This is a genomic window from Candidatus Spechtbacteria bacterium, assembly GCA_016188605.1.
Taxonomy (GTDB): Bacteria; Patescibacteriota; Minisyncoccia; order Spechtbacterales; family JACPHP01; genus JACPHP01.
Map to the genome: position 1 here is coordinate 44,171 of JACPHP010000016.1, position 15,900 is coordinate 60,070.

The 15,900-nt window shown below is 43.9% G+C and carries 25 protein-coding genes; all 25 read left to right on the plus strand.

All coding sequences use genetic code 11. The features are described from left to right. The first annotated feature begins 26 nt into the window (after positions 1-26). The 25 genes from rpsJ to map all read left to right on the plus strand — a co-directional run bounded on the left by rpsJ (position 27) and on the right by map (position 15,695). Complete coding sequence (gene rpsJ, locus HYV65_03615; GenBank protein ID MBI2463290.1) at positions 27-425, plus strand: 30S ribosomal protein S10; 399 nt, start codon at positions 27-29, stop codon at positions 423-425. Between the two features lie 158 nt (positions 426-583). Next, entirely contained in the window at positions 584-1,195 is a 612-nt protein-coding gene (rplC, locus tag HYV65_03620; protein ID MBI2463291.1) for a 50S ribosomal protein L3, read from the plus strand. Positions 1,196-1,296: 101 nt separating this feature from the next. Beyond that, a complete protein-coding gene (rplD, locus tag HYV65_03625; protein ID MBI2463292.1) occupies positions 1,297-1,989 on the plus strand; it encodes a 50S ribosomal protein L4 in 693 nt (230 codons plus the stop codon). Beyond that, the gene (locus HYV65_03630) at positions 1,934-2,422 is read left to right on the plus strand and encodes a 50S ribosomal protein L23 (GenBank protein ID MBI2463293.1); all 489 of its coding nucleotides are present in this window, start codon (positions 1,934-1,936) and stop codon (positions 2,420-2,422) included. The genes rplD and HYV65_03630 overlap by 56 nt, the downstream gene beginning before the upstream one ends. Before the next feature lie 128 nt (positions 2,423-2,550). Beyond that, complete coding sequence (gene rplN / locus HYV65_03635) at positions 2,551-2,916, plus strand: 50S ribosomal protein L14 (protein ID MBI2463294.1); 366 nt, start codon at positions 2,551-2,553, stop codon at positions 2,914-2,916. Positions 2,917-3,004: 88 nt separating this feature from the next. Further along, positions 3,005-3,310 carry a 50S ribosomal protein L24 gene (gene rplX / locus HYV65_03640; GenBank protein MBI2463295.1) on the plus strand — a complete coding sequence of 102 codons (306 nt, stop codon included), beginning with the start codon at positions 3,005-3,007 and terminating at the stop codon, positions 3,308-3,310. Then, positions 3,307-3,882, plus strand: coding sequence for a 50S ribosomal protein L5 (rplE, locus tag HYV65_03645; protein ID MBI2463296.1), 576 nt, complete (start codon positions 3,307-3,309; stop codon positions 3,880-3,882). The genes rplX and rplE overlap by 4 nt, the downstream gene beginning before the upstream one ends. A 155-nt stretch (positions 3,883-4,037) precedes the next feature. Continuing rightward, a complete protein-coding gene (locus HYV65_03650) occupies positions 4,038-4,223 on the plus strand; it encodes a type Z 30S ribosomal protein S14 (protein ID MBI2463297.1) in 186 nt (61 codons plus the stop codon). A gap of 65 nt (positions 4,224-4,288) precedes the next feature. Beyond that, positions 4,289-4,483 carry a 50S ribosomal protein L29 gene (gene rpmC / locus HYV65_03655; protein MBI2463298.1) on the plus strand — a complete coding sequence of 65 codons (195 nt, stop codon included), beginning with the start codon at positions 4,289-4,291 and terminating at the stop codon, positions 4,481-4,483. A gap of 125 nt (positions 4,484-4,608) precedes the next feature. After that, complete coding sequence (gene rpsQ, locus HYV65_03660) at positions 4,609-4,911, plus strand: 30S ribosomal protein S17 (protein MBI2463299.1); 303 nt, start codon at positions 4,609-4,611, stop codon at positions 4,909-4,911. Next, positions 4,902-5,735, plus strand: a complete 834-nt coding sequence (rplB, locus tag HYV65_03665; GenBank protein ID MBI2463300.1) for a 50S ribosomal protein L2 — start codon at positions 4,902-4,904, stop codon at positions 5,733-5,735. The genes rpsQ and rplB overlap by 10 nt, the downstream gene beginning before the upstream one ends. Before the next feature lie 128 nt (positions 5,736-5,863). Further along, positions 5,864-6,172: a 30S ribosomal protein S19 gene (gene rpsS / locus HYV65_03670; GenBank protein MBI2463301.1), complete on the plus strand. Its 309-nt coding sequence runs from the start codon at positions 5,864-5,866 to the stop codon at positions 6,170-6,172. A 108-nt stretch (positions 6,173-6,280) separates the two neighbouring features. Further along, a complete protein-coding gene (gene rplV, locus HYV65_03675; protein ID MBI2463302.1) occupies positions 6,281-6,631 on the plus strand; it encodes a 50S ribosomal protein L22 in 351 nt (116 codons plus the stop codon). Positions 6,632-6,749: 118 nt separating this feature from the next. After that, on the plus strand, positions 6,750-7,475 hold the full coding sequence (rpsC, locus tag HYV65_03680) for a 30S ribosomal protein S3 (GenBank protein ID MBI2463303.1): 726 nt from the start codon (positions 6,750-6,752) through the stop codon (positions 7,473-7,475). 122 nt (positions 7,476-7,597) lie between these two features. Next, positions 7,598-8,011 carry a 50S ribosomal protein L16 gene (gene rplP / locus HYV65_03685; GenBank protein ID MBI2463304.1) on the plus strand — a complete coding sequence of 138 codons (414 nt, stop codon included), beginning with the start codon at positions 7,598-7,600 and terminating at the stop codon, positions 8,009-8,011. 127 nt (positions 8,012-8,138) lie between these two features. Continuing rightward, positions 8,139-8,681, plus strand: coding sequence for a 50S ribosomal protein L6 (rplF, locus tag HYV65_03690; GenBank protein ID MBI2463305.1), 543 nt, complete (start codon positions 8,139-8,141; stop codon positions 8,679-8,681). A 28-nt stretch (positions 8,682-8,709) separates the two neighbouring features. Then, entirely contained in the window at positions 8,710-9,075 is a 366-nt protein-coding gene (locus HYV65_03695; protein MBI2463306.1) for a 50S ribosomal protein L18, read from the plus strand. Positions 9,076-9,193: 118 nt separating this feature from the next. Next, positions 9,194-9,586, plus strand: coding sequence for a 30S ribosomal protein S8 (rpsH, locus tag HYV65_03700; GenBank protein ID MBI2463307.1), 393 nt, complete (start codon positions 9,194-9,196; stop codon positions 9,584-9,586). Positions 9,587-9,648: 62 nt separating this feature from the next. Continuing rightward, positions 9,649-10,263: a 30S ribosomal protein S5 gene (rpsE, locus tag HYV65_03705; protein ID MBI2463308.1), complete on the plus strand. Its 615-nt coding sequence runs from the start codon at positions 9,649-9,651 to the stop codon at positions 10,261-10,263. 92 nt (positions 10,264-10,355) lie between these two features. After that, complete coding sequence (locus tag HYV65_03710; protein MBI2463309.1) at positions 10,356-10,799, plus strand: uL15 family ribosomal protein; 444 nt, start codon at positions 10,356-10,358, stop codon at positions 10,797-10,799. A gap of 124 nt (positions 10,800-10,923) precedes the next feature. Beyond that, positions 10,924-12,198: a preprotein translocase subunit SecY gene (gene secY / locus HYV65_03715; protein MBI2463310.1), complete on the plus strand. Its 1,275-nt coding sequence runs from the start codon at positions 10,924-10,926 to the stop codon at positions 12,196-12,198. A 105-nt stretch (positions 12,199-12,303) separates the two neighbouring features. Then, positions 12,304-13,524, plus strand: a complete 1,221-nt coding sequence (locus tag HYV65_03720) for an O-acetylhomoserine aminocarboxypropyltransferase/cysteine synthase (protein ID MBI2463311.1) — start codon at positions 12,304-12,306, stop codon at positions 13,522-13,524. Positions 13,525-13,531: 7 nt separating this feature from the next. Continuing rightward, on the plus strand, positions 13,532-14,194 hold the full coding sequence (locus tag HYV65_03725; protein MBI2463312.1) for a nucleoside monophosphate kinase: 663 nt from the start codon (positions 13,532-13,534) through the stop codon (positions 14,192-14,194). A gap of 20 nt (positions 14,195-14,214) precedes the next feature. After that, on the plus strand, positions 14,215-14,886 hold the full coding sequence (locus HYV65_03730; GenBank protein MBI2463313.1) for a nucleoside monophosphate kinase: 672 nt from the start codon (positions 14,215-14,217) through the stop codon (positions 14,884-14,886). A 41-nt stretch (positions 14,887-14,927) separates the two neighbouring features. Continuing rightward, on the plus strand, positions 14,928-15,695 hold the full coding sequence (gene map / locus HYV65_03735) for a type I methionyl aminopeptidase (protein ID MBI2463314.1): 768 nt from the start codon (positions 14,928-14,930) through the stop codon (positions 15,693-15,695). Positions 15,696-15,900: the final 205 nt, after the last annotated feature.

Sequence of the window (15,900 nt, forward strand, 5' to 3'; positions counted from 1 at the left end):
TTTGTAATTATATTAATTTTTCTGCAATGAGCGCACAAACAACAAAAGGACAAAAAAAAACGCAAACTGTGGTACGAGCGGTCCACGAAGGCGGACGCGAAAGCGTGAAAACAGAAGAGGCTCACCAGCGATTGCGCATCAAAATAAAAGCGTATGATCATAAAGTCATTGACTCAAGCGTGCGCCAGATTGTTGATACCGCAATGCGCTATGGCGCAGAGATGCGGGGTCCTATACCTCTTCCTACGGAATTCCACAAGTACACGGTTAATCGTTCCACTTTTATCCATAAGGACGCCAGAGAGCAGTTTGAAATGAGGATTCATAAACGATTGCTTGACATTATCAACCCTTCTCCGCAAGTTATTGATTCTTTGATGGATCTGAACTTGCCGGCGGGTGTGGATATTGAGATAAAGATGTAAAAAAGTTAGGTTGAATTTATTAGTATTTAAACAAACTAAATGGTACACAATCGTTTAGTGCGATTATTTTCATTGTGATAAGCGCGATAAGATTTGCGTTAGCCGTTTTATAAAAAATCGGGGCTAGCCCCGATTTTTTATAAAAATAAATTCTAGCCATGAGTAAAATAATTTTGGGTACAAAACTCGGCATGAGCCAGATATTCACAGAGCAAGGACGTGTCATTCCCGTGACGCTTATTTCTTGTGGTCCATGCAAAGTTACCCAAACAAAGACCAAGGATAAGGATGGCTACAATGCAATGCAAGTTGGATTCGGCACCAAGAAAAAACTCTCACCGGCGATGAAGGGCCACTTGAAAGGATTGGAATTTTTCCGCTGGCTCCGCGAGCTTCGCTTGTCGGAAAACCAAGAGCCGACTGTCAAGCGTGGTGACGTGATAGATGTTTCTTCATTTGCAGAAAAAGAAGAGGTGAGTGTTACGGGAGTTTCTAAAGGAAAAGGTTTCCAGGGCGTAGTGAAGCGTTGGGGATTTGCGGGGCATTTTCACACACATGGAACTAAGAATACAGAACGCGCTCCAGGCGCAATAGGATCGGGATTTCCTCAGCACGTGCTAAAAGGCAGAAAAATGGCCGGTCGCATGGGCGGAGATCAGATGACGCGTCGCATGAAGATTGTAAAAGTTGACGCTAAAAACAATATCCTTATGCTGGATGGGCCAGTGGCTGGTGTGGCAGGATCGTTAGTTGAGATTCGATCTAACTAAAATATAAATATTGTCAACCGACAACCGCTTACCGACAACCGTTTCGTTATTCGTTTGACAGTTAGCGGTCAGCGGTTGACGGTAGTCAAATTGATTAACTTATGAAACTTCCCTTATACACAATTGAAGGAAAAGAAAAAGGGACGGTAGAAGTACCAGATGCGATTTTTGGTGTGAGCGCAAGCTCTGATTTGCTTCACCAAGCAGTAAACGCGGCGCTAGCAAATTTGCGCAAGCCTTATGCTCATACGAAAGATCGTAGCGAAGTACGTGGCGGCGGTCGCAAGCCATGGAAGCAAAAAGGCACAGGCCGCGCTCGTCATGGATCAAGACGATCTCCATTATGGGTTGGTGGAGGTGTTACGTTCGGCCCAAGCAAGGAAAAAGTTTTTGCGCAGAAGATTAATACCAAGATGAAGCAAAAGGCTTTATTCGGCGCATTATCATCAAAGATGATGGAAAACAACATTTTTATTGTAGAAAGTTTTACAACTCCGGAGGTAAAAACAAAGAAAGGGGTAGCTTTTTTGCAAGCGATTAAGTCTGTACGAGGCGCGGATAAGAAATTAGGAAAGGTGTTAATTTGGGGATCGATGGACGACAAAGAATTTCGCCGAATGTTTCGAAACATTGCAGGGGTTACCCCGCTCCGCATTGAGAATATAAATATTATTGATGTATTTAATCACGCGCATGTGATATTTTCAAAGTCGGCGCTTGATTTATTCATTACGCGATATGGCAATACTAGATTGGTTCAACCAAAAGCAGGAGCAGCAAAGGAAGCAGTCTAAGGGGGTACAATCCGAAAGGACAAAATCCTCAAAGGCAAGGCAGCCCAAGAAGCAAACTGCGCAGCAGACGGAAGTCGCTGAAAATAAAGAAGAGATAAAAAAGCCCCTAAAATTGGGGGAAGAAGTTGTTGGCGTAAAGAACACGTTAACCGCAGGGTTCCAACATATTATTCATTCCGCATACATTACTGAAAAGACTACGAATATGCAGCCGATGGGTAAGTATGTATTTCGTATTTTCCCCACAGCAAATTCCACGCAAGTTGCAAATGCTATCAAGGCGATTTATAAAGTCCATGTGCGTAACGTGCATATTATAACTCTTCCCGAAAAGAGGGTGAGAAGAGGACGATACACTGCGACGCGCACGCGCTATCCGAAGGCAATCGTGACATTGAAGCAGGGCGAAACGATTGAAGTAGTACCAAATTAAAAAACTAAAATCTTAAATCTCAAACCTCAAATCTACAACTCAAATCTTAAATCTACGTAAGAAGTTTTGAGATTTTAGATTCAGTTTTGAGATTTGCCATTTGAGATTTGAGATAAAAAGTTAAATTTATGATTCAGGCAGAAACAAAACTTAATGTAGCAGATAATACCGGAGCTAAAGAAATCCAGTGTTTTAAGGTACTGGGAGGTACTCGACGCCGCTACGCGCAGATAGGCGATATTATCGTTGCCGCAGTAAAAGTCGCGGAGCCGCGCCGAATCGTGAAGTTGCACGAAGTGGTAAAGGCTGTTATTGTGCGTCAGCGCACCCCATTCCGCCGCAAGGATGGTTCGTATATTCGTTTTGACGAGAATGCGGCAGTTATCCTAGACGGAAAAGAGCCTAAGGGAGGCCGTATATTCGGTCCTATTCCAAGGGAATTAAAGGAGCGTGGTTTTGATAAGATAGCATCGCTGGCGCCGGAATTGATATAACAACTATGAATAGTGAATCATGAATAGTGAATCATGCAGGTGTAGGTATTCATGATTCGTGATTCACTATTCAGTATTCATTTAACCTATGAAACTAAAAAAGGGAGACATAGTCGTAATCACGAAAGGAAAGGATCGTGGCAAAAAAGCGAAGATACTTCGCGCTTTTCCTTCTGTTGAAAAGATTATGGTTGAGGGCGTTAATATCCACAAGCGACATCGCCGCCGACGTTCACAGAGAGAAAAAGGGCAAATTATTTCTATGCCCGTGCCATTTTCTGTATCCAATGTAAAAATTGTATGCGGCAAGTGTAATCGGGCGGCGCGCGTACAGTACCAAGGACACGGGAAAGAAAAAGTCCGGATATGCTCATCTTGCAGTGAAAAACTATGATAAATTATTCATTCCAAAAACAGTATAAAGATGTCGTTATTCCTGTATTAAAGGAAGCTTTCGGATACAAAAATATTCAGAGCATTCCTCGTCTGGATCGCGCGGTGATTAATGTCGGCGTCGGAAGAATGCTTAATCAACGCAGCCAAGCCGGAGTTAAAAACGAGGATGCGATAAAAGATATTGTTAAAGCGCTTGCGTTAATTAGCGGGCAGAAGCCGATTATAGTGCGCTCAAAAAAATCAATTGCAGGATTTAAACTTCGCGCGGGAATGATTAGCGGTGTCAAGGTAACACTACGCAGATCTCGCGCCGAGGAGTTCTTGGGGAGATTGGCGCACGTCGCTTTGCCCAGAACGCGCGATTTCCGCGGCATTCGTCGATCGACCGTTGATCCATACGGCAACCTTACAATCGGCATCAAAGAAAGTATTATTTTTCCAGAACTCGCAGAACTTACTAGCCATTTTGGTCTTGAGGTAACATTTGTTTCTACGGCAAAGACACGCGATGAAGCCTTCCTTTTATTTGAAAAGTTAGGCATTCCATTCCAAAAAGAAAAAGATAATTAATCTTTATTAGGGTGGGGTTGACCCCGTTAGAGATGCAGGCATAAAACAAAATAAAGTACTTTATAGAATCCATTTAAATTTTTATCCTAAACCTATTTTCCACATTTATCTCTAACGGGGTTGACTTAAATGTAATTTTCTGTAAAACTTTTTCTATGGCTAGAAAAGCCCTCATCAACAAAGCGCAAAGGACGCCAAAATTTTCAACTCGGCTTGTTCGACGATGTTTCCGTTGCGGAAGAAAAAATTCATATATGAGAGATTTTAGATTGTGCAGAATTTGTTTCAGAGAGCTTGCAAATAGAGGAGAGCTCCCGGGTGTTAAAAAAGCTTCTTGGTAGTGCCACAAAACGGCACTCGCGGACAACGCGGACTTAACGCAGAAATACGCAGAAAAATTAAATTTATGGATATTCGTGAAACGAGACAAAAATCAATACCCGAACTAGAATCGCTTTTGAGAGAAAATCAGGCGCATTATCTTGATTTGCGATTTCGCGTGCAAGGAGGACGAGTGAAGAACGTTAACGAGATGCAGCGCGCGCGCAAGGATATCGCGCGATTATTTACTCTTCTGCGCCAAGCTACTCTAAAGAAATAATTTAGATTGTAAAATGTATATTCTAATACTTAAAAAGTAAAATAATTTGAAGCTCAGTATACAGTTGTAACTGTATACTGAGTGATGAATTTGCAACATCGCTTCGCTCTGGCAAATTCTATCATATGACAGCAACATTCCCCAAAAAATTTGAAGGAACCGTGGTGTCCAACTCAATGGATAAGACTGTTGTCGTGGAAGTGCGAATGTTGAAGCAGCATCCTAAATACAAAAAGTTCATGAAGCTGAGCAAACGCTATAAGGCGCACGATGATGGGAATATATATAAAGTAGGCCAGCGTGTTTCTATTGTTGAGGTGCGGCCAATATCTAAAGATAAGAAATGGAAAGTCCAAGAGCTTCTGTCAGATGTTAAAGAAATAGCAGAGGAGATCGGAGAAGTTAATGAAGAGATTGCATCATTATGAAATACCGCAAACCAACGTCACCAGGACAACGCGGGATGGTCGTTTCAGACTTTTCCGACCTAATCAAGCCGAAAAGAAAAAAACGGCTTGTTGTTGCGCATCATCGTTTTGTTGGTCGCAGCAGAGGAAAGATAACAGTGCGCCATAAAGGTAGTGGCGCAAAGCGTTTATATCGTCTCGTTGATTTCAAGCAAGATAAATTTGATATTTCCGCGACAGTTTTGCATTTGGAATATGACCCCAATAGAAGCGCGCGCATCGCATTTGTTCAATACAAAGACGGCGAAAAAAGATATGTGCTTGCCACGCAAGACACAAAGCCGGGTGATGAAATAATGTCATCAGAAAAGAAGATCGCGCTTATAAACGGCAATCGTATGCCACTTAAACATATCACCATTGGAACGTTTGTGCACAACATTGAGTTGGGACATAATCGTGGAGGTATGCTTGCGCGTTCTGCGGGAGCGTATGGCAAAGTTGCGGCACAGGAAGGGGCATCAACGCATATTATAATGCCTTCATCTGAAGTGCGTATAATTCAAAATGACTGTTTGGCAACAGTTGGCGTGGCGTCCAACGCTTCGCATAGCGAAGAAGTAATAGGAAAAGCAGGTCGTAATCGCCACAAGGGAATTCGTCCGACTGTTCGTGGTACAGCAATGAACCCGGTTGATCATCCGCACGGAGGAGGTGAGGGCAGAGCGCCGATTGGCATGCCTCATCCAAAGACACCGTGGGGCAAGCCCGCGCTTGGCGTGAAGACGCGAGACAGACGGCGATATTCTAACAGGCTTATTGTTCAACGAAGAAGGAAGAAATAGAACTAAAGTTAAAAGTTAAAAGTCACAAGTTAAAAATTATAGTATGCCGCTTCGCGGCAATATATACATCCCCAAAGGGGATACCGACACTTTTAACTTTTGACTTTACACTTTGTATTTTTTTAATTATGTCACGATCACTGAAAAAAGGAGCATACGTAAATGAGAAGCTGATGAAAAAAATCGGCAAGCTTAGAGTTGGCGATAAAACCGTAATCAAGACGTGGTCGCGCTCCTCAACTATTACTCCTGAGATGATTGGATTGACTTTTGGAGTGCATAATGGCAAAGATCATATTCCAGTGTATGTTACAGAAGACATGGTCGGACATAAGTTAGGTGAATTTTCCCCAACACGAAAGTTTGCGCGTCACGGAGGAAAAATGCAGAAAGAGATTGAGGGTAAAGGAGTGGCACAGCCAGTAGCCAAAAAATAATATTAAAAATGTCTACCGACGACCGCTTACCGACTACAGCTCACAGCCATCAGACGAGTAATGGGCAGTTAGCGGTCAGCGGTTGACGGTAGTCAATTAATTGGATTTATGCCAACAGCAACAGCAAAACTTTCTTATATGCACATCGCGCCTCGCAAGGTGCGGCTTGTTGCTGATGTTATTCGTGGCATGCGTGTTGATCGAGCGGAAGAGCAGTTACGTTTTTCACGTAAACGCGCGGCCCACGATATTTTGAAGCTTTTGAAGTCTGCCCAGGCAAACGCAAGGGGATCGGAAAAAGATGTAAAAAATCCCGCACCCCTGTATGTGCGAAGTATTGTTGTTGAACAGGGTCCGGCATACAAGCGTTATCATCCGCAATCGCGAGGCCGCGCGGCATTGATTAAAAAGATAACCAGCCATGTGAAAATTGAATTGGCTGAAAAGGAAACTAAATAAAGTTAAAAGTCACAAGTTAAAAATTATAGTATGCCTCTTCGCGGCAATATATACATCCCCAAAGGGGATACCGACACTTTTAACTTTTGACTTTAAATTTTACACTCGCAGTAAACTTATGGCACACAAAGTTCACCCCACATCATTTAGACTCGGTATTTTAACGGAATGGAAGTCACGTTGGTTTAGCGCGCGCGGATATCAAGATAATTTGCAAGAAGAAATATACATTCGTGAGAAATTAGTGAAACAATTGCGCAGTGCCAGCATAGATAAGATTGAATTTGAACGGTCTGGAAACAAACTTTCTGTTATTATACATACGGCTCGCCCAGGGCTTATTATTGGTCGCGGGGGCGCTGGCGCGGATGATTTACGCGCATCAATAGTGAAGATGATACGCGCCACTCGCTTGGTTAATAAGCCGGAAAAAGGTATAAATAAATCTACACATCATCGCGAAGACAAAAAAGAAGTAGAGCAGCCGAAGCGTCTACCCGAAGTTCGCGTTGAGATTCGCGAAGTACGACAACCCGAACTTTACGCGGCCCTTGTTGGTCAAGGTATCGCAGAGCAGCTAGAAAAACGCATGCCTTTCCGACGTGTAATTAAGCGAACATTGGATCGCGTGATGATGAATAAAGCCGTACAAGGCGCGAAGATTATGGTTAAGGGTCGTCTTGATGGTTCTGAAATGGCGCGCAGAGAGTTGGTTAGAGCTGGCCGTCTCCCTTTACAAAAGCTCCGCGCTGATATAGATTATGCTCACACCATTGCGTATACTACGTACGGTGTTATTGGCGTGACAGTGTGGATTTATCGAGGAGATAAGCTGGAGAAATAATAAATTCAAAATGCAAATCTTAAATCTCAAAATTATGGTGTGCCGCGGAGCGGCACTATATACATTCCCCAAAGGGGATACCAAAGTTTTGCATTTTGAGATTTAAGTTTTGAGATTGAAATATGTTAGTCCCAAAGAAGGTAAAACATCGTAAATGGACAAAGGGCCATCATCGTACGGCGATAGATTCGCGTGGCACGACGCTTAGTTTTGGTTCTTACGGTCTGCAAGTCAAGGAAGGCCATGGGCGTGTTACGAGCCGTCAGATTGAAGCTGTGCGCCGCGTGTTTACACGCGCGATGAAAAAAGGAGGAAAAGTGTGGATCCGTATTTTCCCAGATCGGCCAATAACTAAGAAAGGAGTGGAGGTTCCGATGGGCGGAGGAAAGGGTTCGGTAGAGCATTATGTGGCGGACGTTGGTCCGGGACGCATTTTGTTTGAGATTGATGGAATAACTCCCGATGTCGCAAAAGAAACAATGCGGCTTGCAGGATTCAAGCTGTCGGTGCGGACACGGATGATTACTAGAGAGTAAAAGTTAGTTAAAAGTTAAAAGTCACAAGTTAAAAATTATAGTATGTCGCTTCGCGGCAATATATACATCCCCAAAGGGGATACCGACACTTTTAACTTTTGACTTTAAATTTTACACTTATTTAATTATGTCACGAATTGGCAAACAACATATTACGTTACCAAAAAATGTCACGATCGAACAAAACGACCGTGTTTTGAATATAAGCGGGCCGCGGGGCGCGCTTTCCATAATACTAACCAATGAGGTTGAAGTAAGAAATGAGAATGGCGTATATATTGTTGGGCTTTCTAGCAATGAACTAAATAAAAAAAGCGTATCTTTATGGGGGCTTACAAAACGCTTAATTGAAAATGCCGCGAAAGGAGTAAGTGAAGGGTTTAGTAAGAAAATGTTTATTGAAGGTGTTGGCTACCGGGCAGAAATACAGGGGAAAGATTTAGTGTTGAGTTTGGGATTCTCTCATCCGGTTCGCATTTCTGCTCCAGAAGGAATACAATTCAATGTTGATAAAAACACACTTACTGTTTCGGGGAACGATAAATATCTAGTTGGGCAGGTTGCGGCAAATATCCGCGTGTATCGAAAGCCAGAACCATATAAAGGAAAGGGTATTCGTTATGAGGGCGAACGCGTTCGTCGCAAGGCTGGTAAGAAAGCGGCTGCGTAATTGATTTTAATTATTTGAACAAAGATTTATGGAAAGTCGCGTCTCTACAAAAAAAAGAATATTAAGAAATCGTCGTCACAAGCGAATTCGCAGTACGATGCAGGGGACCAAACAGCACCCGCGGCTTTGCGTATTTCGTTCAAATACATCAATATACGCGCAAATTATTGATGATGAGAAGGGTATGGTATTGGCTTTTGCAACAGATCGTAAGTTGAATGATAAAAAGAAAGAAGGTAAGGTTGGCCGCGCGGAGCGAGTAGGAGAGCAAATCGCTGAACTTGCCAAGAATGCGGGTATTAAAAAAGTGAAATTTGATCGCGGAGGATATAGATATCACGGTCGTATAAAAGCGCTTGCCGATGGCGCAAGGAAAGGAGGGTTGATATTCTAACTAAAGTTAAAAGTCACAAGTTAAAAATTATAGTATGTCGCTTCGCGGCAATATATACATCCCCAAAGGGGATACCGACACTTTTAACTTTTGACTTTAAATTTTGAATTTATATTTTATGCATTCCGATCCAATAGCAGACATGCTTAATCGAATAAAGAACGCTTCTATACTCCACCACGAGGTGGTGAAGATTCCGTATTCCAAAGTAAAAGGGCAACTCGCCGATTTGCTATTGGAAGAAGGTTTTTTGGCAGGAGTGGATCGCAAGAAAGACGGCGTGCGAAAATATCTTGTTATTAATTTGCGCTATGAAGGGGGTGCGTCGGCAGTTAATGGAGTTGCGCGAATCAGTAAGCCTGGGCGCCGTATGTATGTTAAGGCGGCGGAAGTTAAGCCGGTTAAGCATGGCTATGGTTGCGCGGTTATATCAACGTCCAAAGGTCTCATGACGGATAAGCGCGCCCGCGAGAAAGGGCTTGGCGGAGAGTTTTTTTGTAAAGTTTGGTAAAAAGGTACATTATGCCAACACCACAATTATCACAATCAAGAAATTCACAAGACCATCGTCGTATGGGGCCTGGAGGAGGAAGGGGGGGCGAGCGAAGGGGTGGGATACAGCAAAGGAGAGAACGAGGTCCGCAAACTCAAAGAGAGGGATCGCGTTTTGCGTCACAAGAATTTGAGCAAAAACTTTTACAGCTTGCTCGCGTTGCTCGTGTCACGAAAGGCGGACGACGATTTAGTTTCCGCGCGACAGTAGTTATTGGTGATCGCAATGGTCGTGTCGGGGTGGGGGTTGCAAAGGGAACTGACGTTTCCGCGGCAGTTGAAAAAGCCGTGCGTAATGCTAAGCGCGCTTTGATTATTGTCCCAATGACAAAAAATAAGACTGTTCCTTATGAAGTCATCGGCAAGCAGACTAGCGCCCGAGTATTTTTGGCACCGGCATTCGGCGGGCGTGGAATTATTGCTGGAGGCGCTGTGCGCGCAGTGTGCGACCTGGCAGGATATCGTGATATTTCAGCAAAAATTTTAGGACGCACGAGTAATAAATTAAATAACGCGCTTGCAACCATTAAAGCATTGCAATCAATTAAGATGATGAAGCGAGGAAAGGTTACGCAAAACGAAGTAATCTCAAACGAAACGGTCGTGAGTGAGGATGAGGTTCAACTAGTAAAATAAAATATCTAGAATACAGAATCTAGAATACAGAATGCAGGAAAAACTAACCGCAACTCCCCGTATTCTTGATTCTGTATTCTGTATTCAAAGTTATGCAGATGCACGAATTACAAAAACCGAAGACTCAGAGAAAATCTCGACGCGTGGGACGCGGCGGAAAGCGCGGTACTTATTCTGGTCGTGGCATGAAAGGGCAAAAAGCGCGCGCGGGCGCAAAGATACGCCCGGAATTCCGTGAATTTTTTAAGCGCGTTCCGAAGCTCCGCGGCTCAAACGGCCCAACTTTTGCATTCAAAAAAAATAATGTAGAGGTGGTTTCCCTCCAGGCGCTTGATAAATATTTTGAAAAAGGAGATGTTGTATCGCCAAAGACACTGGTTGAGCACAAGGTTGCCGTTAAGCTTAACGGCCGCTTGTCACTTGTAAAGATTCTCTCTAAAGGTACAATTTCTAAAGGAGTGAATGTGGAAGGATGTTCCCTTTCAGCATCAGCACGTAAGCAGATTGTGAGTGCAGGAGGAAGCGTTAAAAACTAAACTCAAAATGCAAATCTCAAATCTCAAAATTATGGTGTGCCGCGAAGCGGCACTATATAAATCCCGCCAGAGGCGGGATACCACAACTTTGCATTTTGAGCTTTAAGTTTTGAGATTGAAACCTATGTCCGTTCTACGTCAACTATTCTATACATCCGAACTTCGCAATAAGATATTTTTCGTTCTCGGCGCTTTAGCCCTGTTTCGCGTGTTTGCTAACATTCCTATTCCGGGCATTAATCCCGAGCGCCTCGCCGCCTTCTTTGCGGGCAATCAATTCTTCGGTCTTCTTAATCTATTTTCAGGCGGAGCGCTTAGCAACCTCTCGCTTATGATGCTCGGTCTTGGTCCGTACATTACCGCAACGATTATTTTGCAGCTTTTTACAATGATATTTCCTCGCCTCAAAGAGATGTATCAAGAGGAGGGCGAGATGGGCAGGCAAAAATTCAATCAATATTCGCGCATGCTTACCGTACCGCTGTCATTATTGCAGGGGTATGGTCTTATTACTCTTTTTACGCGTCAGGGGCTCATAGATCCATTAAAACCGCTTGCTTTAGCAGCGGCTTTGCTTACTGTCACCGCCGGATCATTGTTGCTTATGTGGATTGGCGAACTTATTTCTGAAAAAGGAATTGGTAATGGCATCTCGCTATTAATTTTTGCCGGTATTATTGCTGACGCGCCTAGTTCTATTCAGCAACTTATTGCATCAGGCACGCAAGAAGATATTCCCGGATATATCATTTTCGCCGCGCTTTCTGTAATTATTGTGGCAAGTGTTGTGGTAGTTAATGAGGCGCGAAGGAATATTCCCGTGACCTATGCTAAACGAGTTCGTGGAAATAAGATGTACGGCGGCGTTTCTACTTTTTTACCGATTAATTTGAATCCGGCAGGTGTTATTCCTATCATTTTTGCGCTTTCCATCTTACTGCTTCCAACCATGATAGCTAGTTTTGCGGCGGCCTCTACGAATCATTTGGTGATTAGAATTTCTGAATATATAACAAAATTCTCGCAAGGAAGCTGGGAATATAATCTAATATATTTTATTTTAGTGGTGCTATTTACTTATTTTTATACCGCTGTAACTTTTGAGCCGCACAATATTGCGACAAATCTTCAGAAGCAAGGGGGCTTCATTCCGGGCATTCGTCCAGGGAATCCAACTTCGGAGTATCTTTCCTACATTTTGAATCGCACTCTTTTCGTTGGCGCGTTATTTTTAGGGACGATTGCTGTTTTTCCTTCAATAATTCAAGGCGCAGTTAATATTCAGGCCTTTCGATTTCTTGTTGGCGGTACAGCCGTACTGATTGTTGTTTCCGTAGTGCTTGAAACAGTGCGGCAGATTCGCGGCCAATTGGCGATGCGCCAATATGAAGAATTTTAAGGTAAAATTAAAATAACCCCGCCATGGCGGGGTTATTTTAATTTTACAAAAGCTTTATTTTATAAGAAGATATGATATTATGCGGATATAATTTCTTATTGTTTCATGCCGGTAAAAAAATTTGTTCCAAAATTAAGAAGCAAGAAAAAATACTCTTTTGCCACCAAAGCCCTTCACAGCGGCTACAAGGCGGGCGTCTGGGACGCTTCTTTAGTACCGCCTTTGTATTTGGGCGTGGCGCATGAGTTTGAAAGCACTAAATTTGCCAACGATGTATTCACGGGCAGGCGCGAGGGTTTTGTGTACGGTCGCATCAACAATCCCACATGCGATATATTTGAAAAACGCATGGCTGAACTAGAAAACGGCGAAGCGGCAATTGGTACTGCGTCCGGTATGGCGGCGATATTTGTAACCAGTATTGCTTTATCATCAGCCGGAGATGAAATTGTCAGTTCCGACCGCGTGTACGGCGGAACATTTCATTTATTTTCCGATACATTGCCGCGGCTCGGCATTAAGGTGAACTTTGTAAAAAATCCTCACGCGGTTTCATCATGGGAAGCGGCAATCACGCCAAAGACAAAATTTTTGTATGTGGAAACGCCATCAAACCCGGTGCTCGATGTTTTTGACATTGAAATGCTCGCAAACTTGGCAAATAAACATCACTTGCCCTTGGTGGTAGACAGCACCATCGCAAGTCCCGCGCTGACAAGGCCAATTGAGCTTGGCGCTGATATTGTAGCGCATTCAGCGACAAAATATATTTGTGGCAATTCCACTGCCCTCGGCGGGGTTATTGTAGGCAAGAAAGCATTGATTGACGGCATTCGCGTCGGCGTGTATCGCGATATTGGCCCGACGCTTGCGCCGATGAACGCGTGGCTTATGCTTAACGGCCTTGGAACGCTTGCCATGCGCATGGAAAATCACTCGCGCAATGCGCAAGCCGTCGCGGAATTTTTGCAAGCGCATCATAAAATTAGCCGCGTGTTTTATCCCGGGCTTTCAAATTCGCCATATCGCGCGCTTGTGGACAAGCAAATGCAAGGTAATGCGAGCGCCCTGCTTGCGTTTGAAATGAAGGGAACAAAGGCGGGATGCTCTAAATTTATTGAGGCGCTTGAGCTTACGACTCACGCCGCGCATCTTGGCGACATTAGAACCCTTGCCATTCATCCCGCATCAACGACGCATGAACAATTGTCGGCGGAAGCAAAAAAGAAAGCCCATATTTCTGATACGCTGGTGCGCATGTCCATTGGCCTTGAGGACGTTGGCGACATTATCGCGGATATTCGCAACGCGCTAACCAAAGTCTAATCATTATATGGTTGAAGCTATCCATCCACGCATCGTTATTCTTCTTGGCCGCTCCGGGGCGGGTAAGGGAACGCAAGCAAAATTATTGCAGGAAAAATACGGACTTACCTATATGGGGTCCGGCGATTTATTAAGGGAACGCGCGACACACGACGATTTTTCCGGAAAAAAAATTCACACCGTGCTTGCAAGCGGCGGATTCTCTCCCACAATTTTTATCGCGAAACTCTGGATGGACAAGTTTGAAGAGTTTAAGCAGTTAGAAAATTTTAAGGGCGTTCTTTTTGACGGCAGCCCGCGAAAATTATTGGAAGCCCAGCTTATCGATCAGGCAATTGCGTGGTATGAGTGGGAGGGCGACCAACGCGTGTTCCTGCTTGATATTCCGCGTGACGTAGCATACCAGCGATTGATCGATCGCCGTATTTGCAAAGCCTGTTCGTTTGTTACTTCTATTCATGAAACGCCGGATACAAGCTGCCCAACATGTCATAATTCGTTAGATATACGTTTTGATGATAAGCCCGACCTTATTAATTCACGTCTTGATCTTTTTGAAAGCGAAGTTGAGCCCGTGGTAGAGTATTATGAGAAGAATAATCGCCTAACACGCATTAACGGTGTTGGCGAAATTTCCGAAATATTTGAATCTATTTGTAAGTATTTATAATATTATTGAATCACAGCAATATGACATCGACTGATCAGAAAATTGCCGTTATTCTCCTTGGTCCTCCCGGCGCGGGCAAGGGGACGCAAGCAGAGCGTCTTGCGAAAAAATTTAGTTTACACATGGTTGCGACCAGCGCAATTTTACATGAAAAAATAAAAAATGCAGTTGATGATCCAGAAGCGCAAGAAGCAAAAAGAGTTATGGAGCGTGGCGAATTAGTAGATTCAAAACTGGTGACAAAATGGATTATTGAAGAGATCGCGCATCTTGCTGAAAAAGGCGCCAGTATTATTTTTGACGGATCGCCCCGTACGCTCTATGAAGCAGAGCAGGAATATTATGCCCTAAAAAGAGAGTATGATGATAATATTTACGTTTTTTTTATCAGTATACCAGAAGAAGAAATTATTTTTCGCAATGTACACCGCAGAACATGCGAGCAATGCAAGCGGTCGCTCATCTATTCCGAAGAAACCGAACGCCTTACCGCGTGTCCTTATTGCGGAGGGAAGCTTATCCATCGCGTTGACGACGATCCGGAAGTAATCAAGGCGCGCATAGAGCAATATAATAGCCGCACTATGCCCGTAGTGAATTATTTTAAAGATAAGAAAATACTTATTGAGATAGATGGTAAACAATCCGTGGACATGGTGTTTGAAGATATTGTGGAGAGTATAATGAAATAAAAATTGTCAGCCTCTGGCTGAAAGTTTTTCATTTGTTTAACATGTCAAAAGTTATCATCAAAACTCCACAGGAAATAGAGCTGATGCGCGCGAGTGGACGTATTGCCGCGGAAATCTTGAAAGACTTGCAAGAGCACGCAAAGCCGGGCGTTACGACTATGGAACTTAACGCGCGCGCGATTGAGCTTGTTGGGCTACGCAACAAGCAGCTAGGCGGTGTGAAAGTGGCATTTAAGGGATATGAAGGTTTTCCCGCGGCAGCGTGCACTTCGCTTAATGAAATTATCGTACATGGTGTGCCAAATAAAGTGCCGTTGAAAGAGGGCGATAGTCTCGGTCTTGATTTTGGCGTAACTTACAAAGGATGGTACTCGGATACCGCGATAACAATTCCCATTGGCGAGGTGAGCCCGGAGGTGAAGCGAATTATTCGTGTATGCCAAGAATCGCTTAATGTTGGGATTGCTAAGGCGCGCGTTGGCAGTACAACGGGTGATATCGGGGCGGCAGTGCAACAATACGTGGAAAAAGAGGGTTATGGCATTGTGCGCAATCTGTGCGGCCATGGCGTGGGCAAAGATTTACACGAGTCGCCGGAAGTGCCTAATTTTGGCAAGCGCCACGAGGGCGTGAAGCTTGTCCCGGGTATGGTTATTGCAATCGAGCCGATGATAGTTGCAGGCAGCCCGCTTCTGCGCCCTGCTAAAGATGGCTATGGCTATGAAACAAAAGACAAATCTCTAACCGCGCATTTTGAGCATACGGTGGCGATTACGGAGAAAGGCCCGGAGGTGTTGACGCGTATCTAAGGAGGGTCGGTCCGTCCTGCGCGCCATCCTCAACCATAGACTTATCCACACCCTACCCATCGCAGGGGGGGGGGGGATTCATGATATACTATATTCATAGGTCTGCCAGTTTATATTCTTATTCATTAAACTATATATATATAATATGCTACCCATATTAAAAAAAAGACAAACCTGGAGCGCTATAGCCAGTATTATCATAGCA